Annotated in this window: 19 protein-coding genes; 9 read left to right on the top strand and 10 right to left on the bottom strand. The window is 60.8% G+C overall.

Annotated elements, in window-relative coordinates; all coding sequences use genetic code 11:
* Positions 1 to 340: 340 nt before the first annotated feature.
* The 5 genes from CHU95_RS00465 (at position 341) to CHU95_RS00485 (ending at position 7,127) form a co-directional block, all read left to right on the top strand.
* The gene (locus CHU95_RS00465) at positions 341 to 1,723 is read left to right on the top strand and encodes an adenylate/guanylate cyclase domain-containing protein (RefSeq protein ID WP_094452632.1); all 1,383 of its coding nucleotides are present in this window, start codon (positions 341 to 343) and stop codon (positions 1,721 to 1,723) included.
* Positions 1,724 to 1,777: 54 nt separating this feature from the next.
* Positions 1,778 to 2,968 carry a vWA domain-containing protein gene (locus CHU95_RS00470; protein WP_094452634.1) on the top strand — a complete coding sequence of 397 codons (1,191 nt, stop codon included), beginning with the start codon at positions 1,778 to 1,780 and terminating at the stop codon, positions 2,966 to 2,968.
* A gap of 161 nt (positions 2,969 to 3,129) precedes the next feature.
* Complete coding sequence (locus CHU95_RS00475) at positions 3,130 to 4,380, top strand: murein hydrolase activator EnvC family protein (protein ID WP_165771916.1); 1,251 nt, start codon at positions 3,130 to 3,132, stop codon at positions 4,378 to 4,380.
* A 2-nt stretch (positions 4,381 to 4,382) separates the two neighbouring features.
* The gene (locus CHU95_RS00480; protein WP_094452638.1) at positions 4,383 to 5,762 is read left to right on the top strand and encodes a S41 family peptidase; all 1,380 of its coding nucleotides are present in this window, start codon (positions 4,383 to 4,385) and stop codon (positions 5,760 to 5,762) included.
* Positions 5,763 to 5,852: 90 nt separating this feature from the next.
* The gene (locus CHU95_RS00485) at positions 5,853 to 7,127 is read left to right on the top strand and encodes a divergent polysaccharide deacetylase family protein (protein ID WP_094452640.1); all 1,275 of its coding nucleotides are present in this window, start codon (positions 5,853 to 5,855) and stop codon (positions 7,125 to 7,127) included.
* A 24-nt stretch (positions 7,128 to 7,151) separates the two neighbouring features.
* Here the strand turns inward: CHU95_RS00485 and CHU95_RS00490 are convergent, their stop codons facing one another.
* Positions 7,152 to 7,502, bottom strand: a complete 351-nt coding sequence (locus CHU95_RS00490; RefSeq protein WP_094452642.1) for a hypothetical protein — start codon at positions 7,500 to 7,502, stop codon at positions 7,152 to 7,154.
* Between the two features lie 218 nt (positions 7,503 to 7,720).
* Here CHU95_RS00490 and CHU95_RS00495 point away from each other — a divergent pair, with 218 nt between their 5' ends.
* The gene (locus CHU95_RS00495) at positions 7,721 to 9,619 is read left to right on the top strand and encodes a propionyl-CoA synthetase (protein ID WP_094452644.1); all 1,899 of its coding nucleotides are present in this window, start codon (positions 7,721 to 7,723) and stop codon (positions 9,617 to 9,619) included.
* A gap of 281 nt (positions 9,620 to 9,900) precedes the next feature.
* Here CHU95_RS00495 and CHU95_RS00500 read toward each other — a convergent pair whose 3' ends face one another.
* A complete protein-coding gene (locus tag CHU95_RS00500; protein ID WP_094452646.1) occupies positions 9,901 to 10,365 on the bottom strand; it encodes an Hsp20 family protein in 465 nt (154 codons plus the stop codon).
* A 304-nt stretch (positions 10,366 to 10,669) separates the two neighbouring features.
* Here CHU95_RS00500 and CHU95_RS00505 point away from each other — a divergent pair, with 304 nt between their 5' ends.
* Entirely contained in the window at positions 10,670 to 11,071 is a 402-nt protein-coding gene (locus CHU95_RS00505) for a DUF1465 family protein (RefSeq protein ID WP_094452648.1), read from the top strand.
* A gap of 34 nt (positions 11,072 to 11,105) precedes the next feature.
* On the opposite strand, the gene CHU95_RS00510 is transcribed toward CHU95_RS00505, so the two are convergent.
* The 4 genes from CHU95_RS00510 to CHU95_RS00525 all read right to left on the bottom strand — a co-directional run bounded on the left by CHU95_RS00510 (position 11,106) and on the right by CHU95_RS00525 (position 14,624).
* Positions 11,106 to 11,849: a protein phosphatase CheZ gene (locus CHU95_RS00510; protein ID WP_094452650.1), complete on the bottom strand. Its 744-nt coding sequence runs from the start codon at positions 11,847 to 11,849 to the stop codon at positions 11,106 to 11,108.
* Positions 11,850 to 12,003: 154 nt separating this feature from the next.
* Positions 12,004 to 12,861: a 23S rRNA (adenine(2030)-N(6))-methyltransferase RlmJ gene (locus tag CHU95_RS00515; RefSeq protein WP_094452652.1), complete on the bottom strand. Its 858-nt coding sequence runs from the start codon at positions 12,859 to 12,861 to the stop codon at positions 12,004 to 12,006.
* Between the two features lies 1 nt (position 12,862).
* Entirely contained in the window at positions 12,863 to 13,840 is a 978-nt protein-coding gene (locus CHU95_RS00520) for a DMT family transporter (RefSeq protein ID WP_165771918.1), read from the bottom strand.
* Between the two features lie 115 nt (positions 13,841 to 13,955).
* Positions 13,956 to 14,624, bottom strand: coding sequence for a transglycosylase SLT domain-containing protein (locus CHU95_RS00525; protein WP_094452656.1), 669 nt, complete (start codon positions 14,622 to 14,624; stop codon positions 13,956 to 13,958).
* Between the two features lie 317 nt (positions 14,625 to 14,941).
* Between CHU95_RS00525 and CHU95_RS00530 the strand changes: the two genes are divergently transcribed.
* The gene (locus CHU95_RS00530) at positions 14,942 to 16,222 is read left to right on the top strand and encodes a methyltransferase domain-containing protein (RefSeq protein ID WP_094452658.1); all 1,281 of its coding nucleotides are present in this window, start codon (positions 14,942 to 14,944) and stop codon (positions 16,220 to 16,222) included.
* A gap of 54 nt (positions 16,223 to 16,276) precedes the next feature.
* Here the strand turns inward: CHU95_RS00530 and accC are convergent, their stop codons facing one another.
* From accC to CHU95_RS00560, 4 genes are all read right to left on the bottom strand, one after another.
* Positions 16,277 to 17,623, bottom strand: coding sequence for an acetyl-CoA carboxylase biotin carboxylase subunit (gene accC / locus CHU95_RS00535; RefSeq protein ID WP_094452740.1), 1,347 nt, complete (start codon positions 17,621 to 17,623; stop codon positions 16,277 to 16,279).
* 31 nt (positions 17,624 to 17,654) lie between these two features.
* Positions 17,655 to 18,125 (bottom strand): acetyl-CoA carboxylase biotin carboxyl carrier protein, encoded by a 471-nt coding sequence (accB, locus tag CHU95_RS00540; protein WP_094452660.1) that lies wholly within the window; start codon positions 18,123 to 18,125, stop codon positions 17,655 to 17,657.
* Between the two features lie 34 nt (positions 18,126 to 18,159).
* Positions 18,160 to 18,618 (bottom strand): type II 3-dehydroquinate dehydratase, encoded by a 459-nt coding sequence (gene aroQ / locus CHU95_RS00545; protein ID WP_094452662.1) that lies wholly within the window; start codon positions 18,616 to 18,618, stop codon positions 18,160 to 18,162.
* Positions 18,619 to 19,450: 832 nt separating this feature from the next.
* On the bottom strand, positions 19,451 to 20,224 hold the full coding sequence (locus CHU95_RS00560; protein WP_245837764.1) for a DsbA family protein: 774 nt from the start codon (positions 20,222 to 20,224) through the stop codon (positions 19,451 to 19,453).
* 237 nt (positions 20,225 to 20,461) lie between these two features.
* Between CHU95_RS00560 and CHU95_RS00565 the strand changes: the two genes are divergently transcribed.
* A complete protein-coding gene (locus CHU95_RS00565) occupies positions 20,462 to 22,033 on the top strand; it encodes a DUF3369 domain-containing protein (RefSeq protein ID WP_094452668.1) in 1,572 nt (523 codons plus the stop codon).
* Positions 22,034 to 22,063: the final 30 nt, after the last annotated feature.

A 22,063-nucleotide genomic window follows, 5' to 3' on the forward strand; every position in this document is an offset into this window, starting at 1 on the left:
TGGTGGCGTTATCGCCTTCCTGAGAACCAAGGATTGCAGGGGGTATGCCAAAGGGTTGGGCGGCGGAGAATGAGGAGTTTCACGCAAAATTGAGCCGAAACCGGGCTGCAGATCGTTGTAATATGCAAAGCATTAAATAAATATTGCACAATGCAACGCAATAAACTAGCCGAACCTGCCATCACCCCGCCATCACTGCTCCTTTTTTGCGGTCTATCGTTGCAGTGGCTTGCGGGATCGGGCGGGGTGGGGTGATGCTTCATCCTGTTCGACGATGACGTTCCCACGATAAACTGGCCAGGGGACGACACCACCGCAGGCATCGGTGGGGAAGGGTGGCATGAGCAACCAGACGGATCGCAATCTGGGAACCGAGGAACGGTTAAAAGCCGTTTTCCAGCGTGAACAGTCGCGCGGGATTGAGGTGGCGACCTGGGCGCGGCTGATTGCGCTGGCCGCCATCTTTGCCTGGGTGGCGCTGCTGGACCAGACAGGGGAGAACACAGCCGGATATCTGGGCATCGCCATTGTTGCCTGTAATGGCTTGGCGCTCTGGGCCTTGCATCGCACCCAACTGTTCCGCCCCTGGCACTTGTTTGCTTCCGTAGCCTTTGACCATTTTGCCATTTCGATGGTGATGACCACCCCCATCACCATCGGTGGCGAAATTCTGTCGCCAGCAATGAATACCCGCACGGTCTGGTACAATGTCTACTTCCTGATGATCGCCAGTTGCGTGATGGTCCAGAGGCCTGCCCTGGTGGTCTGGAGTGGTTTTACCGCGGCTTTGTCCTGGTCCGCCGTGGTGGTCCATGCCATGCGGCAACCGGGCACGTTTACCATGCCGTTTGACTGGATATGGGCCAGTACCCATGCCGATGATTTCCTGTTTGTGATGCAGAACCCGCGATATGTTGATCTTTCGAACTGGCTGACGCAGGTTTTGCTTCTGCTTCTGGTGGCGCTGACCCTGGCAGCCGCCGTTCGGCGGTCGAAGATGCTGCTGGTCAGTCAGGCGGCGACGGAATGCGAGCGGGCCAATCTGGCCCGTTATTTCTCTCCCGATATGGTGGAACGGCTGGCCGCCAGTGACAGCCCCCTGTCGCGACCCAATACCCGCGTGGTGTGTGTGTTGTTTGCCGATCTGACCGGCTTTACGCGGTTATGCGAGAATGCACCGGCGTCAGAGATTATTGATCTGTTGCGTCAGTTCCGCATCCGAATGGAAAAAGCGGTTTTTACCCATGGCGGTACGGTCGATAAGTATATCGGTGATTGCGTGATGGCCACATTCGGCCTGCTGGCGCCCAGCGGACGGGACCCGGCGGCAGCCCTGGCCTGTGCCCATGACATGCAGACAGCGGTGGTGGAATGGAACCGCGAACGGGCTGAGCGTGGCCTGCCGTCGGTTGGTCTCGGGATCGGCGTGCATTACGGGGCCGTGGTGGCCGGCGATATCGGGTCGGATCAACGGCTGGAATTTACCGTGATCGGTGACACGGTGAATGTGGCCAGTCGGCTGATGCATCTGACCCGCGAGTTGGAGGCCGGTATTGTCATTTCGGACGAGGTGGCGGGGGCGGCCCTGGTTACCGATGGCGAGGCGGCCCTGGCGGGATACCGACGGATGGAGGAAATGTCGCTGCGGGGACGCGAAGGCGCCATCGCCCTCTGGTATCGGCCACTGGCCACCGGCCATACGGATGCGACGTGCGCAGCCTGAGGGCTGTGTTATGCTCGCCCCCATACTTTACCGACGTCTGGAACCGCCCCGCCCATGTTTACCGGTTTCTTTTATGATTTGCGCAAGGCCGGCGTGCCGGTCAGCCTGAAGGAATATCTGGCGCTGATGGAGGCCATGCAGGCTGGCATCGCCGGCTATGCGGTTGAGGATTTTTATTATTTGTCCCGCGCCATTCTGGTGAAGGATGAGCGTAATCTGGACAAGTTTGACCGTGTCTTTGCTACGGTTTTCAAAGGGTTGGAAGGCGGTGGTGCGGTCGGGTCGGAGGAATTGACAGCCCGCATTCCGGAGGATTGGCTCCGCAAACTGGCCGAGAAGTTCCTGACCGAGGAAGAAAAGGCCCAGATTGAGGCGCTCGGCGGTTGGGACAAACTGATGGAAACGCTCGCCCAGCGATTGGCCGAACAAAAGGACCGCCACCAGGGCGGCAATAAATGGATCGGTACAGCCGGCACCAGCCCCTTCGGCGCCTATGGCTACAATCCCGAGGGGGTGCGTATCGGCCAAGATGGCAGTCGCAACCGGCGCGCCGTCAAGGTGTGGGATAAGCGTGAATTTCGCAACCTCGATGACAGTGTCGAACTGGGCACCCGCAACATCAAAGTGGCGCTACGCCGGCTGCGGAAGTTCGCCCGTACCGGGGCAGCGGAAACGCTGGATCTGCCCGACACGATCAGTTCAACCGCGCGCAATGCCGGCTGGTTGGACATCAAGATGGTGCCGGAACGGCATAACGCCGTGAAGGTCTTGTTGTTCTTGGACGTGGGCGGGTCCATGGACGACCATATCCGCCTGTGCGAGGAACTGTTCAGCGCGGCGCGGGGAGAATTCAAACATCTTGAATATTATTATTTCCATAATTGCGTTTATGAGGGCGTCTGGAAGGACAACAAGCGAAGGCATGTGGAACGGCTGTCCACCTTTGATGTCATCAACACCTATGGTGCGGACTATAAGCTGGTCTTTGTTGGCGATGCCTCGATGAGCCCCTATGAGATCACCCAGCCCGGCGGCAGTGTGGAACATTTCAACGAAGAAGCTGGCATCGTCTGGATGCGACGTCTGCTGGATAAATACCCGCATGCCATATGGCTGAACCCGTCGGATGAACGTTATTGGACCTACACACAATCCATTGGTCTGATGCGCCAGATCATGGCGGATCGCATGTTCCCGTTGACACTGGCCGGGCTGGATGCGGGTATGCGTGAACTGATGCGGTGACGGGCAGGGAGACGCTGGAACCCATTGCCCCATCGACGCCGTGCATTCTAGTCCGTACACTGGGTCCATCAGCGGGAAATGCCCTGCATGCCAGTTCCAGATCAAAGGCTTGTGCGGCATCCTTCATGTTAAATCTTGTTACGATTCGGGAAGCTGTTTCTGTGTCCCTGCGTTATCCGCCCGTGACCGCCTTGACGCTGCTGCCGGCTCTGCTGGTGGTACCGGCCATGGCGCAGGAGAGACAGCCCGATCCGGCCAGACAGTTGCAACAGGTGGAACGCGACCTGCAGGAGGCGGACAAGGCCAAAGCGCAACTGGATGCCAAGGCCGAAGCTTTGGAAAAGGAACTGGCCGATCTGCGCGCCCGCGCCATTGAGGCCGCCGATCAGCAGCGCAACCAGGCCGATGAACTGGCCCGGCTGGAAACGGCCTTGGGCGAACTGGGCGCGGAAGAGAAGGCCCGGCTCGACCGGATCGAGGCCGACCGGGCCGCCCTGGCCGAGCTTCTGGGCGCTTTGCAACGCCTGTCCCGACTGCCACCGGACACGATGATCGCTGCCCCGCAATCGCCCAGCGACACGGTGAAAAGTGCGCTGTTGCTGCGATCGGCTGTGCCGGAGTTGAAAACCCGTGCCGATGCCCTGTCAAAAGAGCTTCAAGGCTTGGTCGATCTGCGTCGAGAACTGGCGGCACAGAAGGATCGGACAGCCCGCGCGGCAGAAAGCTTGGCCCTGCGGCAAAGAGACCTGGCTGCCCTGGTCGCCCGGCGCGAGGAATTGTCGAAAAGCACAGACACTGAACGGGCGCGTCTGGCGACACGGGTGACAGCCCTGGGCGAACGGGCCGGCGATCTGAAGGACCTGATCGAAAAACTGGAAGCTGAACGCAAGGTTCAGGCAGCCCGAAAGGCCGAGGCCGAACGGCGGCGTCAGGCCCAGGTCGAAGCGGACCGCGAAAAGCGGGCCCGCGACCGGGTCGCCGGCCTGAAACGCGCCCCGGCAGAGCCACAATCAGCCGGCATCCTGGGCGGTATGGTGGCCCCGGTCAGTGGCAAGGTGGTCCGCCGCTATGGCCAGACGGACGATGTGGGAGCAACCAGCCGGGGACTGACCTATAGCGGACGGGCCGGCGGGCCGGTCGTGGCGCCGGCTGATGGAGCTGTGATGTTCGCAGGACCGTTCAAGGGCTACGGGCTTCTCTTGATCCTTGAACATGCCAACGGATATCATTCCCTTCTGTCCGGTCTGGGCCGTATTGACGCCCAGGTCGGACAGCGCGTGCTCGGCGGGGAGCCGGTAGGTCTTCTGTCAGGGGATGGGGCCCCGACATTGTATTACGAGCTGCGGCGGGGGGGACAGCCTGTCAACCCGGCCCGCGGCCTTGCAGCCTCCGACGGCAAAGGACAAGGTTGATGATGAGCAAGCTGTTCTCCACTGCCGCGATCGCGGCCCTGATGGCCTTCTCCGCCCCCCTTGGCCTGACGGCGGATGCGTTGGCGCGTGAGCCGCTGAAGTCGGAAACCTATAAACAACTGGACCTGTTCGCTGACGTGTTCGAGCGGGTGCGGTCAGAATATGTCGAGGAAGTCTCAGACGAGCAACTGATCGAAGCGGCCATCGACGGTATGCTGACATCGCTTGATCCGCATTCTTCCTACCTGAACAAGAAAAACTTTGCCGATATGCGGGTACAGACACGCGGGGAGTTTGGCGGGCTGGGCATTGAGGTCACGACGGAGAACGGCTTCGTCAAGGTCATCTCGCCCATGGATGATACGCCCGCCGCCCGCGCCGGGGTGCAGCCCGGCGATTACATCACCCACCTGAATGACGAGCAGATCGTTGGCCTGTCCCTGAATGAAGCGGTGGAAAAGATGCGCGGCCCTGTCGGCAGCGATATCAAGGTGACCATCCGCCGTCCCAGCATGGCCGAACCGATCCAGTTAAGCCTGACCCGTGCCAGCATCAAGGTGCAGTCGGTGCGTTTCCGGGCGGAGGATAATGTCGGCTATATCCGCATCTCCAGCTTCAATGAGCAGACGCAGCCTGGCTTGGATAAGGCGATGGCCAAGCTCAAGGAACAACTGGGTCCAAAACTGATCGGCTATGTGCTGGATCTGCGTAACAATCCCGGCGGGCTTTTGGATCAGGCTGTGTCGGTGTCCGACACATTCCTGGACAAGGGGCGTGAAATTGTTTCCACCCGAGGTCGCGGCGGCAAGGAAGGCGACCGGTATACCGCCAAACCGGGCGATGTGGCAGATGGTCTGCCGGTTGTGGTGCTGATCAATGGTGGTTCGGCCTCGGCATCAGAGATCGTGGCCGGCGCCCTGCAGGACCATAAACGCGCCATCATCCTGGGCACCCAGAGCTTCGGCAAAGGGTCGGTTCAGACCATCATTCCGTTGCAGGGCCAGCAAAGCGCCATGCGTTTGACGACATCGCGCTATTACACACCAGCGGGGAAGTCGATCCAGCAACTGGGGATCACCCCGGATATTGAGGTGCAGCCGGCCAAGATTGAGGAATTGGCTGCGGCCGGCCAGCGTCGGCGCGAAGCCGACCTGCCCAATGCCCTGCGCAACACTGATCAGGGGGGTGCCCGTCCAGCCCCGGCCCCCGGTGCAGCGGCATCCCCGTCCACTCCCAGCGCGGCCAACCCCACCCCGGCCGCAGCAACACCAGCGGCCGCCACCAGCAATGCCGACGCACCGCCTGTAGATTATCAGTTAGCCCGCGCCGTTGACCTGTTGCGCGGTGTTTCCCTGTTCAACCACCCTAAACACACCAACTAACCGAGCCAAAGCACCCGCACCGTGGCCTTGTTCCCGCTCTCCAGGAAGAAAAAGACAGAAGCCGAACCGGCGGAGGGCGGAAGCGCTGCCGTGCTGGCCGGCCGCCTGGGGGCCAAACGGCCCGCCAAGACACATGACCGTGCGGCCAAAAAGGAGGGCAAACGCTGGTCCTTTGGCCGCAAGGGTAAAAAAGCCAAGGCAGAAGCCGCCGCTACCGATGACCTGGACATGGCCTTTATGGCCGATCCGGAGCCGGGGACCGCCGACAGCGGCGAGATAACCGGCTTGTCGGCTGGCAAAAGGCCCAAGGCGCCGCGTGGCAAACCGTCGCCGCCGATGATCGCCGCCATGGTGCTGGTTTTGACCCTGGCGGGAACGGCCGGGTGGCTGGCCATTCAGGCGCCCGAGACCATGCGTCGGCTGGACGCCGTCCGTAGCCTGGGTCGGGGTGTGCCGGTTCTGCTGCCCGATGGTACCCCGCGCTTTGCCGATACAGCCCAGGTGATGCCAGAGGAAGAGGTGCCGCTGGACCCGGTTGATATGCCCGTAACCCTGAACCCATCGCGCAATGATCAGTTACTGGAGCGGTTGCGCGTGGGGCGGGTGCCGCGGGTGGCACCGGACGGTACTGCCGCGTGGCAATACTACGCCCGCCCTTTTCCACAGGAGGATAAGCGGCCGCGAATTGCCATCGTGGTGACAGGGCTCGGCCAGTCAGAAACAGCTACACATGCGGCCATTGACCGTTTACCCGGCGCCGTCAGTTTTGCTTTCACCCCGTCGTCGGAGAATTTGCAGGCCAAAGTGGACGAGGCACGGGCCAAGGGGCATGAGGTACTGCTGTCGGTACCGATGCAACCACTGGGTTATCCAGCAAACGACCCAGGTCCCAATACGCTTTTGTCGAACCTGTCGGATGAGGAAAATGCCCGTCGGCTGGAGGCTACGCTTGCGGCCTTCACCGGCTATGTCGGTGTGACGTCGAAGACTGATACCGGGACCGATTTCCTGACCCAGCGAGACAGCCTGCGGGGGGTGCTTTTGCAGGTGCAGCGTCGGGGCCTGATCTTTCTGGATCTTTGGCAGGTATCGGGCAGCAAGGCCGCGGCGGTATCGAAAGAATTGTCTCTGCCCCGCGCTTTCAGCGACCTGCAGATCGACCGGATTCCCTCGGGGATCGGTATCGATGCCCAACTGGCACAGTTGGAACGGCTGGCGCAGGCCAATGGTGTCGCGGTTGGCTTTGCCGAGGTCAGCAACCCTGTCAGTCTGGACAGGTTGGCGATCTGGTCGGCGGGGCTGCGTGATCGGGGTATTGTCCTGGCGCCCGTGACCGCGGTGGTGAACCGTCAGGCCGACCGATAGGCGGAACGGCCGACCGGTGTTCGGTCAGCTTCCCGCTGCCCGCTGCATCATCAGCGCCTTTGACACGATCAGGGCGATATTGTCACCGTCCACCTCTATCGATTTGCTGGCGGTACGGGGCAGCGGGATTTTGATCTTGCGGCAGAACAAGATCAACATGGCCGCGACCTCGCTTTCATCCATTTCCACCTCACGATAGAGACTGGACCCTGTCGCCTGGATCTTCACCCCAAGGACCAGCGGATCACGGCTTCGGATCATGATCGGACCCAAAAGGCCCGGTGGCTGTTTGGTCGGAAACAGGTCGCGAAAGGTCTTCACGGCTTCCCGGATGGCTTCCGGGGAAAACATGATGTGGCGGCTGTCAACAATCATCGGGGCAGTGGCTTTCGGTCGGGCAAATCAGGGTGCGAATGTCGCAGACCAAGGTCGGGGATGAATAAGGGCGCAGGTTCCGGCTGATTCAGGACCAGGTTGTGCAGGTGTTTCCGGTCCGGTTCTATCCCATCCGTCCAAGGGCTTTCCATAAGCAGATGGGCGTAGATAGAGCGGCGGATGCCCCACTGATCGCAGAAAATCAACGGGAGGATACAATGACCGGAGCCTATCAGCCTCTCTACGCCCGTTCCTTGTCCGATCCGACGGGTTTCTGGGCGGAAGCGGCAGCCGCCATTGCCTGGGATGTCTTTCCCGGTACGATCCTGGATGACAGTGATATACCATTTTATCGCTGGTACCGTGGCGGGCGGTTGAATATCTGCCATAACGCGCTGGACCGGCATGTGGCCGAAGGGCGCGCGGATCAGGCGGCCCTGATTTATGACAGTCCTGTCACCGGTGTGAAGCAGACGCTGACCTATAAAGGGCTGTTGGACAAGGTTGCCCGCTTCGCCGGGGTGCTGCGCGAGATTGGCGTCGAGAAAGGTGACCGGGTCATCATCTACATGCCGATGATCCCGGAAGCGGTGGTGGGCATGCTGGCCTGTGCGCGTATCGGCGCCGTTCATTCCGTGGTCTTTGGGGGTTTTGCCCCGCATGAACTGGCCACCCGCATCAACGATGCTACGCCCAAGGTGATCTTAACGGCCAGTTGCGGTGTGGAAGGCAGCAAGGTTCTGCCCTATAAGCCGATGCTGGACGCGGCCATTGATCAAGCCAGCCACAAACCCACCCATTGTGTGATTTTCCAGCGCCCGCAGGTGACGGCGACGCTGATGCCCGACCGGGATATCGACTGGAGCGCCGCCGCCGATGCGGCGGAGCCGGCGGCCTGTGTACCGGTGGAGGCCACAGATCCGCTTTACATCCTGTACACGTCCGGTACGACGGGCCAACCCAAAGGCGTCGTCCGGGATACCGGCGGCTATGCGGTGGCGCTGAAATGGACCATGGAACATTTTTACGGGGTCAAACCGGGCGAGGTCTTCTGGGCGGCCAGTGATGTCGGTTGGGTGGTCGGCCATTCCTATATTGTCTATGGCCCGCTGCTGCAGGGTTGCACGACCCTGGTCTATGAGGGCAAACCCGTGGGTACGCCCGACGCGGGCGCCTTTTGGCGGGTCATCGCCGAACATCAGGTCGCCGTGCAGTTCACCGCCCCCACAGCCTTTCGCGCCATCAAGCGGGAAAACCCAAATGGCGAATTGCTGGCGGGGTACGACCTGACCAGCCTGCGTGCCCTGTTCCTAGCTGGCGAACGGTCTGATCCGGATACGCTGAACTGGGCGGAGACCCATCTGAAGGTCCCAGTCATCGATCATTGGTGGCAGACAGAAACAGGATGGCCCGTGGCCGGTAATCCACTGGGTCTTGAACGGATGAAGGTCAAATATGGCAGTACCGCTGTCCCGCTGCCGGGGTGGGACATCCGTGTTCTGGCGCCCGATGGCAGTGAGGTCAAGCGGGGCGATATTGGCGCCATCGTCGCTAAACTGCCCCTACCGCCGGGAACGTTGCCCACGCTGTGGAATGCCCGTGATCGGTTCTTCAAAAGTTATCTGGCAGATTTTCCAGGCTATTATCAGACGTCTGACGCCGGCTTCATCGATGATGAGGGCTATATCTATGTGATGGCCCGCACCGATGACATTATCAATGTCGCTGGGCATCGCCTGTCCACGGGGGCCATGGAGGAGGTGTTATCCGGCCATCCGGATGTTGCCGAGTGTGCCGTGATCGGCGTTGCAGATGATCTGAAAGGCCAATTGCCGCTGGGTTTCATTGTCCTGAAACGGGGCGTCGATCGGCCTTATGCAGAAATCATCAAAGAAGTGGTGAAAAAAGTCCGCGACGAGATCGGCCCTGTTGCCGCCTTCAAACAGGCCCTGGTGGTGGACCGGCTGCCGAAGACAAGGTCCGGCAAAATCCTGCGCGGCACGATGCAGAAGATCGCCGACAATGAACCCTGGAATATGCCCGCCACCATCGACGATCCGGCCATCCTTGAAGAAATCGGTGATGCTTTGAAGGGCGCGGGCTATGCGAAAGGATAGGGTGAGGGGTGCGCTAATTCGGCAACAATGATTACCATTTCTTTACAGTCATCGTTGTCAGCCATCCAAGGCCGGTTGACCCGGCGTCGTCGCACACATAGGGTCCATGGGCTCGTTCGGCAGCGTTGAACGGGTGGGGCTTCAGGGAAACGGGTAAAAATAGAGGGCCGCCAACGTAGCGGCCCTCATTTTTTTGCCCATCATTGCCGGCAGTCAGCCACCGGTGGGACATAAGCCAACAGCCGTGACCCCGGTGCCGGCCGCGCCGTATCACCGCCACATCAAGCGGCGGCCTGTGACACGCCTGGCAGGGCAGGTGGCGTTGCAGTATTGATCTGAATGGTACGGGGCTTCATGGCTTCGGGCACCTCACGCACCAGTTCGACATGCAACAGGCCATTTTCCAGGGCCGCATTGTTGACACGGATGTGGTCGGCAAGCTGGAACCGACGCTCAAAGGCGCGACCAGCAATTCCACGGTGCAGGAATGTGCCCCCCTGAGGTTCCTTGGCTTTACCCTGCACAATCAGCAGGTTGGGGTGCGCGGTGATTTCCAGATCCCCCAGGCCGAAACCCGCCACCGCCATCGTGATGCGGTACTGGTCGTCGCCCAGCTTTTCAATATTGTAGGGGGGATAGGCGTTCTGGCTGTTATCCTCGCCACTCAGCGCGCTTTCCAGCAGGCGTGTCATACGGTCGAAACCGACGGTGGACCGGAACAGCGGCGAGAGATCATAGCTGCGCATAGGTATCCTCCAAGAGCGATACGTTGATGGTCAGGGCTGCCGTCATCGGCCAGCCCCTTGGTGCTGTGGTGTTTTTCGACCCCGACACCGGGCGTCGCCTCCACATGATTTCAGGTAAGCAGCGCCATTTCCCCCTTCAAGAGGGTTGGTTTGAAATTGTCACATGCCGGATCATACGATACCGGGGCCAACCACCACCTTTTGCCGCAATTGTCAGTCGGGATTGAAGGGACCACACTGATATCCGGTGTGGTGGGCAACCAATGTCGGTTGCTTTGGTCCGGATTGAAGCAGGGAGAAACGGGTGAACCGACCGACGGCCTTCTTCAATCGGGCCTATGATGAGACCATGTCGCTTCTGGTCGAGGCCCGCAACTACGTCGCCTATCAGGAGGCAGCGGACCAGCGTGGCTTGCCCCCGACTGTGCGTCTTCAGGTTTCGTATGAAAGTATGCGGGTCACCAGCCGTCTTACCCAGGTCATGGCCTGGATGCTGGCCCAAAAGGCGGTGCATGCCGGTGAGTTAACCCAGGCGCAGGCTGTGGGAGATGAGTACGCCCTGTCCGGTGGCGCCATCTGTGCCGATCCATCCGGCAGTGACAATCAACATCTCCCGATCGCCCTGCGTTCCCTTCTGGACCGCAGTCACAGCCTTTACATGCGGACAAGCCGGCTGGAGGAAATGGTACGACGGAACGTGGCGTGACGTTCCGTCGGTCTGTGGTCTGGTCCGAGCGTGGTTAATCGAACAGTGCGTCGATATCAGCCTGGGAGATGCTGCTGGGCTTGCCTTCCTGCGGGCCGTGCAGAGCCAACCCTTCATCATGTTTGGAGATATCGGGCGGCAAGGGCATCGCCTCGAACTCCTTGGTGTTCCACACGGACATCATGCCGTCGATACGTTCTTCGATAAAGGCCAGCGCCTGTACCACTTTGGTGATGCGCTGCCCCGTCAGATCCTGGAAGTTACAGGCCTCAAAGATCCGCAGGGTAATGTCGTTGAGATCCTTCAGACGGCTGTTCTGATAACCTTCGGGCAACTGTGACCGCACCTCGCTGACAATATCCTCAATCTCTTCGGCGGCGGTGATAATGGTGTTGGTTGCAGTTTCCGTGGCCCGGACCACGGCGGACAGCTGTTCGCTGGCCTCCATGAACGTGTCCTGATTCGACAAGGGATGGCGCAAGGCCGCCATCTCTACCTTTGTCGCCTTGATCCGTCCGGCAATGTCAGAGATTTCGATCTGGATTTTCTCAATCTGGGTATGATCGACGGTCAGGAAACGGTCCAGTTTGGCGCCAAGGGCACCAATCGCCGCCATGACCTCCTTATTGTCCATTTCGATATGCACAGGAGCGGGCGGCAGGGGCGCGGGCAGGGCCGCACCCGACGAACCGCCTGTTGTGTCCCCGCCACGGGGTCCCGGCGACTTTTTGGCCATCTGGATTTCCGCCATAAAGGGCCGCCGCGGCGTATGCACCATTCCAATCTCTCCCCAATTCCCCGATTGCTGAGCGCGACCTATCCGAAAGGTGTCATACCATGGGGTGCAACACAGCCGGGTGCAGTCTGACCGATGGTGAAGGCCGCTGCAAGACGCGAACCATGACCAAAAGATGAAGGAGGCAAACCAGCAATTATGCCGGTTTTCCTGTCTCGTCGCGCAACCAGCGGCAGCCAACAGGCCCGGTCCCGGCGGCTAAAGCGGTCTGCAAAGCCGGCAACAGGTCCGAAAGGGTTTCCTCTGTCTTCCAGGGCGGATTGACCAGAATCAGGCCGGAACCGTTCAGCCGGTCGGAGCGATCATCGTCTGACCAGCACAGTTCAGCAGAGAGCATCTTGGGGATACCCGTATCCTCCAGCATCTGATGGAAGCGCCAGACCGCCGCCCGGTCCTTTACCGGGTACCAGAGCAGATACTGACCTGTTGCCCAACGGCGATAGGCCAAGACAAGCGCGGCGACCATCCGCTCATACTCATCCGGTGCTTCAAAGGGCGGATCAATCACCACCAAACCCCGGCGTTCCTTGGGTGGCAGGTGGGCCTTCAGCGATAGCCACCCATCCATATGGTGAACCGAGACCTGCGCATCTGTCCGGAACAGGTTGCGTAATGTCTGGACATCCTCGGCGTGCAGTTCCGCCAGGAGCAACCGATCCTGGCCGCGCATCATCATACGGGTGATCAGCGGAGAGCCGGGATAGTGTCGTACCGTCGTGGCCCCTTCATTCAACCGGGCCAGCAGGTCCAGGTAGGGTCTTGCCGCGTCGGGCAACGCAGAGGCGCCGGCAATGACACGCCTTACTCCGCGCAACGCTTCACCCGTGCGGCTGGCAGCCTGATCATCCAGATCATAGCGACCGATTCCGGCATGAGTATCCAAGACAAAGAATGGCGCCTCCTTGCCCCGCAACCGCTCCAATACCCATGCCAGGACAGCATGTTTCATGACATCAGCAGCATTGCCGGCATGGAAGGCGTGGCGGTAATTCATTTCACACATTCTTTGTAATGGTCTGGGCCTTGACAGGATTGGTCACGCCCAGCCGGGTTTCGCGCACCGTGATGTAGACGCCGCTGGCGATGACGATCAAGGCCCCTAGCGCCACCGCCGGATGCGGAACTTCGCCCCAGATCAGGAACCCATAGCCTGTTGCCCAGAGCATGGCAGTGTAGTCAAAGGGCGCGATCACGGCCACCGGGGCGTTACGATAGGCCGTTGTCAGGAGCACCTGCGCCAAGCCGCCGACCGTGCCCAGCAGAACCAGAAGGGCTGCATCCTGCGCTGTCGGCATGACAAATTCCCGCGACATGGCAATGCCGGCGACAATGATGCCGGTGAGCATAAAATAGAACACGATGGTGGTGCTGGGTTCTGTGGAAGACAGGCGGCGCACTGAGATCATGGCACACGCCGCCAGAAACGACGAGGCGAGACCGAACAGACTGCCAATGGCCTGCGTTCCCCCCGTCATAATGCCGTGCAAAAGCGCAGCGTCAGGCCGCACCATAATCAGCACACCACTGAAACCCACCACCAAGGCCACGGTTCGTCGCCAGCGAACCTTTTCCCCCAGCACCAGCACACCCAGCAATGTGGTCCATAATGGTGCCGTAAAGGCCAGCGCCGAAGCATTGGCCAGAGGCAGATAGGTGATGGCGGTAAAGCCGCAGGTCATGGACACAACGCCGATAACGCTGCGACCCAGATGGCCCCAGGGGCGCTGTGTCCGTAACGACAGGAGCCCGCCCGCCCGCCAGATCAGCGGCAGCAGGATCACCATGGCAAACAGGGCGCGAAAGAAAATGATCTGGCTGACCGGATAGCGCCCGCCCAGCCATTTGATGCTGGCATTCATGGCACTGAACAGCGTGACGGCCGCAATCATCGCCAGAATGGCGCGGGCGACAGGCGGCAATGTGGCAAGGCGCAGCATGAAGAAAAGGTTCGGCGTGCGTGGCAGACAGTTCATGCCTGCGCCTTCACGCAGGCACATACCAGCCCAACCTTCACATGGCTGACATCGGTTGGTGTGTTGATTCTGTTTGGGAGATTAGCTCTGCCCGGAATGGTCGGGCACAGGCGCGTCAGCCAATGGGCGTGTTCACATCATGCTTTTCAAAAGCCCGGCGTGTGCGCGGGGCAACCGATGGCGGATTGCTGACATCGCACTTACCGGCAGTGCTGATCAGATCGGCGCTGGTATCAGCCCCGAGGCTGACCAATTGATTCTTGATCTTGCACTGATAAGACGCCGCCTTTACGCCCGAGGACCCATTGTAGCGGGTGACGGCAGCGGCCCAGCTCCCCGTTTCACGACGCAATGAGACCAGATATTTGGCCGCATAACGCACGTTGGCTTCCGGATTGACGATCCTTTCAACCGGACGGAAAGCCTGCTTGTGATGAGCCAGGGATAATTGCATGCAGCCGGCAAAGACATTGCCACGCAGGTTGCCCTGGTTGTCACGCAGGTAGGTTGCGGCCTCAGCCTCCGACCGCGGGAACAGCACACGACCACGAACGTTCATAATGAACGGGTTGGGCGTGCCGCCCCCGCCGCTTTCAACCAGCGAAACCGCGAGCAGAATGCCCTTGGGGATATTCATTTCCTTCTCGGCCTCGACAATATGATCCAGGCAACCGGCACGGGCCGGGATCGCCAGAAACATGAGACCGATCAGAAAGATGAAGGCGATGAGCAGGCCGGATTCCTGGCGGGGGCGGGTGGCAACGCGGGATTGGCGCATCGTCATCTCAATCGTCCCTTCCGGTTCCGGTTGTCCGTAGCGGGTCACCCCGCCGGTTCCTCCCGCTTGCCCTGCGGGTCCTGCAATCAGGCCACCGTTACGAAAATGCGGTGGCCGCTCCCTCTAAGTCACCGGCATCATGCGCCGGCCGCATACCAATCCCAGAATTGACGCATTGGGTCAACCAAGAATCGCCCTGGTTGATGCGACTTTGTCACATATCGGTGATTTAAGGGTGTTTGTAGCCCCTGCCAGCGGTGCCGGAACATGCTATAGCGCGGTTTCGACCCTTCAAAAGCCCCAGCCAGATACCGGAATTCGCCATGTCCGATGCCCTTGCCCGCGCCTATGACCTGCTGGATGCCCAGGACCGGTTGGGTGCCATGAGCTGTTTGCGCGAGGCCCACGGGGCAGAGGCGGCCGGGTTACTGGGCGAACTGCTGCTGGAGGATGGCCACGCAGCGGAGGCCGCAGAAGCCCTGTCGCGGGCCCTGGCGGTGGACCCGGCCCATACTCCCTGGCAGCGGGCGCTGGTTACCGCGCTGATCATGGCGGGCCGCCGGGCGGATGCGCTGGAGGCTTGTCGTAGCTTGCTGGCCAGACGGCCTGACGACGCAGCAGGCCATTCCAGCATGGCCCGCCTGACACTGGATTTGGGGGACCGGGAGGCAGCGCTGGCCCATGCGCGTGAAGCGCGGTTCCTGGCACCTGCCGATCTGACGATCCTGGCGGCGACAGGTCATGTGCTGATTGATGCCGATGAGGCGTTGATGGCTGTGGAGATGTTGGACGCCGCCCTGCGGCAGGCACATCCGGCCGATCCGGCGCAGCCAGCGGCCTGGGTTGTTTTGGGCAAAAGTTGGCAGCATCTGGGCGAACCGGATAAGGCGGAAAAAGCGTGGCAATCCGCCCTATCCCTGGATGATGCTGATCCGGCGGGCGCCGCCTCGCTGCTGGCCGGATTGGCCGAAAGGGGAAACCAGACCAGCCTGCCCACAGCCTTTGTCCGCGCCCTGTTCGATACCTATGCCGACCGGTTCGACCGCGAACTGGTGGGAAAATTGCACTATGACGCGCCGCAGGCGCTGCGGCAGCTTCTAACAGATCAAGCAGTGCCGACAGGCGGCCGGGTGCTGGATGCAGGATGCGGGACAGGTCTGGCCGGTCTGGCTGTGCGTGACCGGGCGGATTATCTGGCGGGTTTTGATCTGTCACCCCGCATGGTGGAAAAAGCGCAGGCCCGCGCCGTCTATGATGTGCTCTGGGTTGGCGATCTGGTGGAGAGCATGCAGTCGCGGCCCGCAGCCTTTGATCTGGTGCTGGCAGCGGATGTTCTGGTCTATGTCGGTGACCTGACACCGGTGATGTCGGCAGCAGCCCAAACCCTGACCCCAGCGGGGTATTTTGCCTTTACCTGCGAGCGGTCTGAGGGCGACGGTTTCTGTCTGCATGAGGGCCGGCGCTTCGCCCATGGCGAGCGGCATATAAGAGCGGCTGTAGAGGCTTCGGGACTGCGGCTGGCCCATCTGGCGCCGCACAGTACACGCATCGACCGCGGCGCCCCTGTGCCAGGCTGGATCGCCCTGGCCATAAAGCCGTCATGAAAAACCCCCGATGGCCGAGCCACCGGGGGGCATGAGCGGGGCGGAACCCTCAGATCAACCCTGCTGGCGCTTCATCCAGCCTTCCATCCATTTGATATCGTAGTCGCCATTGATGAAATCCGGCTCTGCGATGATCTTCTGGTGCAGGGAAATGGACGTGTCGACACCGGAGATCACAAATTCCTCCAGCGCACGGCGCAGGCGCATCAGACATTCGTTGCGCGTGTTGCCATGGACGATGAGCTTGGCAATCATGCTGTCATAGTGCGGCGGCACACGGTAACCATCATAGAGTGCGCTATCCACCCGCACCCCCAGACCGCCCGGCGCATGATACTGCTTGATCTGGCCTGGCGACGGCATGAACGTTTCGGGATGTTCGGCATTGATGCGGCATTCAATGGAATGACCGTGGAAGCGAATGTCCTGCTGCGTGTACCCCAGTGGTGCACCCGTCGCCACGCGGATCTGCTCGCGCACCAGATCGACACCGGTGATCATTTCCGTGATCGTATGCTCGATCTGCAAACGGGTGTTCATTTCAATGAAATAGAACTGCCCGTTTTCGTACAGGAACTCCATGGTGCCGACACCGCGGTAGCCCAGCAACTTGGCTGTGCGGGCCGCCAGCGACCCGACCTTTTCCCGCTCCTCGGCGTTCAGCGCGGGCGAGGGGGCCTCCTCCACCACCTTCTGGTGGCGGCGCTGAATGGAACAGTCGCGTTCGCCGAAATGCACCACATTGCCATGGTGATCGCCCAGCAACTGCACTTCGATATGGCGCGGATTGGCGAGGTACTTTTCCAAGTACACCTCGTCATTGCCAAAGGCGGCGCGCGCCTCGCCACGGGCCAGCGAATAGGCTTCCTTCAACTCATCCCGGCTGAAGGCCACCTTCATACCCTTGCCGCCACCGCCGGCCGCGGCCTTGATCAGAACCGGGTAGCCGATCTGATCCGCGACACTGGCGGCCGTTTCGAAACTGTCCACCGGACCGTCAGAGCCGGGGACACAAGGCAGACCACGGGCAATGACCGTCTTTTTGGCGGTAACCTTATCGCCCATGATGCGGATATGGTCAGGCGTGGGCCCGATCCAGGCGAAGCCATGCTCAATCACCATATCGGCGAACTGGGCATTTTCGGCCATGAACCCGATACCGGGATGAATAGCGTCGGCACCGGTGATGGTCGCCGCCGACAGGATCGCCGGGATGTTCAGATAACTGTCCTTGGCAGCCGGCGGGCCAACACAGACACTTTCGTCGGCCAGACGCACATGCATGGCATCGGAATCGGCCGTGGAATGCACGGCCACAGTCTTGATACCCATCTCGCGGCAAGCGCGATGGATGCGCAGAGCGATCTCGCCGCGATTGGCGATCAAGACTTTTTCGAACAGCCCGTCCTGGGGTTTCGCCGTCATGGGTCGATCACTCAATGATCAGCAGGGGCTGGCCGAATTCGACCGGCTGGGCATTGGCCACCAGAATCTGGGTCACGGTGCCACCCTTGGGCGCCTTGATCGGGTTCATGACCTTCATGGCTTCGATGATCAGGATGGTCTGGCCAGCCTTAACCGTATCGCCTTCCTTCACGAAGGGCGGGGCGCTCGGTTCGGAGGCCATATAAGCGGTCCCCACCATCGGCGACTTCACGGCACCGGGATGCTGAGCAGGCGCAACAGCAGCAGCGGCAACCGGCGCGGCGGCCGGAGCAGCCGCCGGGGCTGCAACGGGGGCCGGCGCATAGGCCGGGGCATAGCCCATCGGGGCCGGCGGGGCGGCCCGGCTCAGCCGGATGCGGCGTTCGCCTTCCGAATATTCCATCTCCGTCAGGCCGGACTCCTCCAGGAGTTTGGCCATGGTACGCACGAACTTGGCATCCAGATCGAAGCTCGACATGGTATTCTCAACCTTATGAAAAGGGCCGTGAGTATCAGGACTGGGCCGTGGCGCGAACCAGACGGTCGGCCGCCTGCAACGCCAGGACATAGCCGTGGGAACCCAGGCCGCATATGACCCCCCGGGCGGCCATCGAGACATACGAGTGATGTCTGAACGGTTCGCGACGGAAGATGTTGCTCAGATGCACCTCGATGACCGGCAGGTCAACCGCCGTCAGCGCGTCCAGTATGGCCACAGAGGTGTGGGTATAGGCTCCGGCGTTCAAAAGGATGGCGGACCGGGTTTCCCGGGCCTGCTGAATCCAGGTGACCAATTCCCCCTCATGGTTCGACTGACGGAAATCGATCTCCAGACCCAGGCGCGCCCCTTCAGCACGGCACAAGGCCTCGACATCGGCCAGCGTCTCCGCCCCATAGATATGGGGCTCGCGGGTGCCGAGCATGTTGAGGTTCGGCCCGTTGAGGATAAGGATCGAAGGCTGTTGGGCCAAGTCGGCCGTCCCTTGTGATGATCGCCAAAAGCCGGGGCGTTATAACATGGTCAGCCGCCGGGGCAATGGTCATCGACATGACGTTACGGAAGGTGATCAATCGCCGCCCCTGATCATGGGCTCTGCGTCGCGCTCCGCGCAGGCGCTGGCGACAATCGGATGATGTCACTATTGGCGGGACAAGGGTACCCGCCAACGATAAAAATAATCACCGAGGCGAAAAAACTGGTCTGATTTTGAACAATGTCCAGCGGCCGGTCAGCCGCGACGCGCGGCGCCCTTTTTGTCCATCCACCGACAATCAGGTCGAACAAGCGATCAGGGGTGGCCCCCTCCTGCGGCGGCAGGTCCATATCCGGCACCAGCAATTTGATATCAAAGGTTTTCAGGCCGGCAAAAGCCGCTTCCCAACCATTGGGATCGGTCGGAACAACATGACGCCTGCCGGCAGGATCGACGGCGGTGGCAGCGAGGCCAACCCATCGCCATCGGTTTGAGTTCGCCCATAGAACCGTCACTCCAGGGGATGTATCCGATCCCCCGACGGCGGCCGGTGATCAATGTCTGCTCTCGGGACCGAAAGGGCGGCATGGATGGGTTCGCCCATCTTATGGCGCCGGTCCAGAGCATCCTGGTCACTGGCCGCACGGACCCGGCCAGAACGGTCGGTTCGGGTCGTCTGCACCGATGACGCCGCCGCCGCGCCCACCATATCGCAACGAATCGCAGCATCGAACGCGGTATGCCCGGCGGGTCGCCACGGGGCCCCCCGCAGATCAGACCCGCAGCCGTTGGCCGGGACATAAAGCGGCTCCCGGCCAAACCAGGTTTGTCAGCCACCGACCTTTTTCGCCGCACGGGTGGCGTTGAACAGCGCAATGAATTGTTCTGTTTCAATCGCACCAGGGATTACCGTGTCACCGACCACAAAACCGGGTGTCCCACGGATGCCCAACTTCTGTGCCAGTTCCATATTTGCTTTGATCTCTGCATCGATCGCGGGGTCACCCATGTCCTGTTCCAGCCTTTTCAGGTCCAGCCCAACCCGTCGGGCGGCAGCCCGGATGGCGTCGCTGTCCAGCCGACCTTCATGGGTCATCAGTGCGGTATGGAATGCCTCATACTTGCCCTGCTTGTTGGCGGCCAGGGCGGCCTTGGCGGCTTCCCTGGACGAGGGGGCCAGGATAGGGAACTCCTTATAGACAACACGGACCTTGCCATCGCCCTTCACGGCGGCGCTGCGTTCCGGATGGGTCCGTTTGCAGTAGCCGCAATTATAGTCGAAGAACTCCACCAAGGTGATGTCACCCTTCGGATTACCGCCCACCGGTGACGAGGGTGCATTCTCCAAGGCCTGCCGATTCGTTTTTAGGGCCTCTGCTGTGGCTTTTTCGCCCTCGACCTGCTGTTTTTTTTCCAGAGCCTCCATGGCTTCCAGCAGCAACTCCGGATGGGTCAGCAGATAGTCGCGGACAATCTGTTCTACCGCAGCCTTATCCAGCGGCTTGTCAGCCGCCGAAACAGGCAGGGCAGGGACAAAGGCTGCCATTGTGGCAGCCAGAAACAGAGCCCTGAAACGACGGACAACAGGAAGATGAGGGACCATGGTTCACACATCCAGTGAATGATTGCCCGCACCATGAACCGGCGTCGACACATACGCAACCACGGCGCGGAATGACTGGGCAGTTTTCAAGAGGCTTGCCTCTGAGCGCGACCTATGCCGTGATACGTAAGTGTGCATTCGTACTGGCAATCGCACTGTGTCAATTTGACATGATTGCGGTGGGGCCCGGCTAATGGGACCGGCAGGGTTGTGATCGCGGGGAGTGGCGGCAGTCTGATGGTAGCGGGCGACGACGAATTCCTCTTCAAGGAGGAAGGGCCGGAAGCACCGGTCGCCGCTACGGCCGCTGTATCGCCGCCGGCATGGCTGATTCTGATCGTCGACGATGATCCAGAAGTCCATGCCATGACCCGGCTGGTGATGAAAAAATTCACCTATCGTGGCCGCCCGGTCGAGTTTTTATCCGCCTTTTCAGCCGAAGAGGCGCTGGAGATTCTGCGCCATGACCCCGGCATCGCCATGATCCTGCTGGATGTGGTGATGGAGACCGATGATGCCGGTCTGCGCCTGGTGCCACGCATCCGTGATGAACTGGGGAACAGTCAGGTCCGTATTATTCTGCGCACCGGTCAGCCCGGACAGGCGCCGGAAGATGATGTCATTCACGGCTACGACATCAATGACTACAAGGCCAAGACCGAGCTGACGGCTCAAAAGCTGGGCACAGCCACGGTTGCTGCCCTGCGCTCTTATGAGCATATCACCGAGCTGATGCGGTCCCGGCAGGGCATGGAACGCATCATTGATGCCTCCAGCAACCTGGTCACCCTGCGCGCCATCGACCGGTTCGCCGAAGCCGTGCTTCGGGAATTGGCCCGTGTCCTGGATGTGGCCGCGGATGGGCTTGTCTGTGTGCCGCGCGGTGCGGCGCGGTCTGATGCACAGATCCTGGCTGCCCAGGGGCGGCATGCGGATAGTGTGGGCCTGCCCCTTGGTCACAGCGTCGACCCGGCATTGGCATTCAAAGTGATGGAGGTGCTGCGCGCCCGGAACCATCATTTCGACGACCAGGATGCCATCTTGTGGTTGCGCACAGCCGATGGCCGTGATGCTGTCGCCTGTTTGCATATCGGCCGCCCGCTGGACGGGCTTGAACGCAAGCTGATGGCGGTGATGGCCGCCAAGATTGCGATCGGTTTCGATAATCTGCACCTGTACGAACAGGTAAAAAGGTCCCACAAGGCCGCTGTCATCGCGCTGGCGGCCCTGGCGGAATACAAGGACCCCGATGGCGGGGGCGACCATGGGTTGCGCCTGTCGCGGCTGGTCACGGAAATCGCCCTTGCCCTGCGGCAGCAGGAAGGCTGGAGCAGGATCATCGATGATGAGTTCCTGGACCAGATCACCATGGGCGCCATGCTTTATGATATCGGCATGGTCGGGGTTCCTGACAGCGTCATCCGCAAGGATAGCAGGCTGGATGATGATGAACGTCACCAGATGGAACTGCATTGTGAACGTGGCGCCGCCATCCTGGAAAAGGCATCGCGCCTGGTGGAAGGCAGCAATTACCTGTCGTTCGGCGCTGCCATTGCGCGGGCGCATCATGAACGTTGGGACGGCAGCGGCTATCCGCTCGGGCTTGCGGGGAACGACATCCCGCCCGCCGCCCGCATCGTGGCGGTTGCCGATGTGTATGACGCGCTGACCCACCGCCGTTCCTGGCGCGATGCGGTACCTTTGGCCGAGGCATTAAAAACCATCGGCAATGGCGCCGGCACCCAGTTCGATCCGGCGGTGGTGGCTGCATTCTTTCAGGTGCGTCAAGCCCGCGGTCGGACGCGGTAACATGGGTAGGTTGCCCGATGAGCGTCGCGG

The sequence above is a fragment of the Niveispirillum lacus genome (assembly GCF_002251795.1).
Taxonomy (GTDB): domain Bacteria; phylum Pseudomonadota; class Alphaproteobacteria; order Azospirillales; family Azospirillaceae; genus Niveispirillum; species Niveispirillum lacus.

Excerpts from the sequence above, each read along its gene's own strand:
- CHU95_RS00465 (WP_094452632.1), top strand. The coding sequence starts at position 341 with ATGAGCAACCAGACGGATCGCAATCTGGGAACCGAGGAACGGTTAAAA.
- CHU95_RS00470 (WP_094452634.1), top strand. The coding sequence starts at position 1,778 with ATGTTTACCGGTTTCTTTTATGATTTGCGCAAGGCCGGCGTGCCGGTC.
- CHU95_RS00480 (WP_094452638.1), top strand. The coding sequence starts at position 4,383 with ATGAGCAAGCTGTTCTCCACTGCCGCGATCGCGGCCCTGATGGCCTTC.
- CHU95_RS00490 (WP_094452642.1), bottom strand. The coding sequence starts at position 7,502 with ATGATTGTTGACAGCCGCCACATCATGTTTTCCCCGGAAGCCATCCGG.
- CHU95_RS00495 (WP_094452644.1), top strand. The coding sequence starts at position 7,721 with ATGACCGGAGCCTATCAGCCTCTCTACGCCCGTTCCTTGTCCGATCCG.
- CHU95_RS00500 (WP_094452646.1), bottom strand. The coding sequence starts at position 10,365 with ATGCGCAGCTATGATCTCTCGCCGCTGTTCCGGTCCACCGTCGGTTTC.
- CHU95_RS00510 (WP_094452650.1), bottom strand. The coding sequence starts at position 11,849 with ATGGTGCATACGCCGCGGCGGCCCTTTATGGCGGAAATCCAGATGGCC.
- CHU95_RS00515 (WP_094452652.1), bottom strand. The coding sequence starts at position 12,861 with ATGAATTACCGCCACGCCTTCCATGCCGGCAATGCTGCTGATGTCATG.
- CHU95_RS00520 (WP_165771918.1), bottom strand. The coding sequence starts at position 13,840 with ATGAACTGTCTGCCACGCACGCCGAACCTTTTCTTCATGCTGCGCCTT.
- CHU95_RS00525 (WP_094452656.1), bottom strand. The coding sequence starts at position 14,624 with ATGACGATGCGCCAATCCCGCGTTGCCACCCGCCCCCGCCAGGAATCC.
- CHU95_RS00530 (WP_094452658.1), top strand. The coding sequence starts at position 14,942 with ATGTCCGATGCCCTTGCCCGCGCCTATGACCTGCTGGATGCCCAGGAC.
- accB (WP_094452660.1), bottom strand. The coding sequence starts at position 18,125 with ATGTCGAGCTTCGATCTGGATGCCAAGTTCGTGCGTACCATGGCCAAA.
- CHU95_RS00560 (WP_245837764.1), bottom strand. The coding sequence starts at position 20,224 with ATGGTCCCTCATCTTCCTGTTGTCCGTCGTTTCAGGGCTCTGTTTCTG.
- CHU95_RS00565 (WP_094452668.1), top strand. The coding sequence starts at position 20,462 with ATGGTAGCGGGCGACGACGAATTCCTCTTCAAGGAGGAAGGGCCGGAA.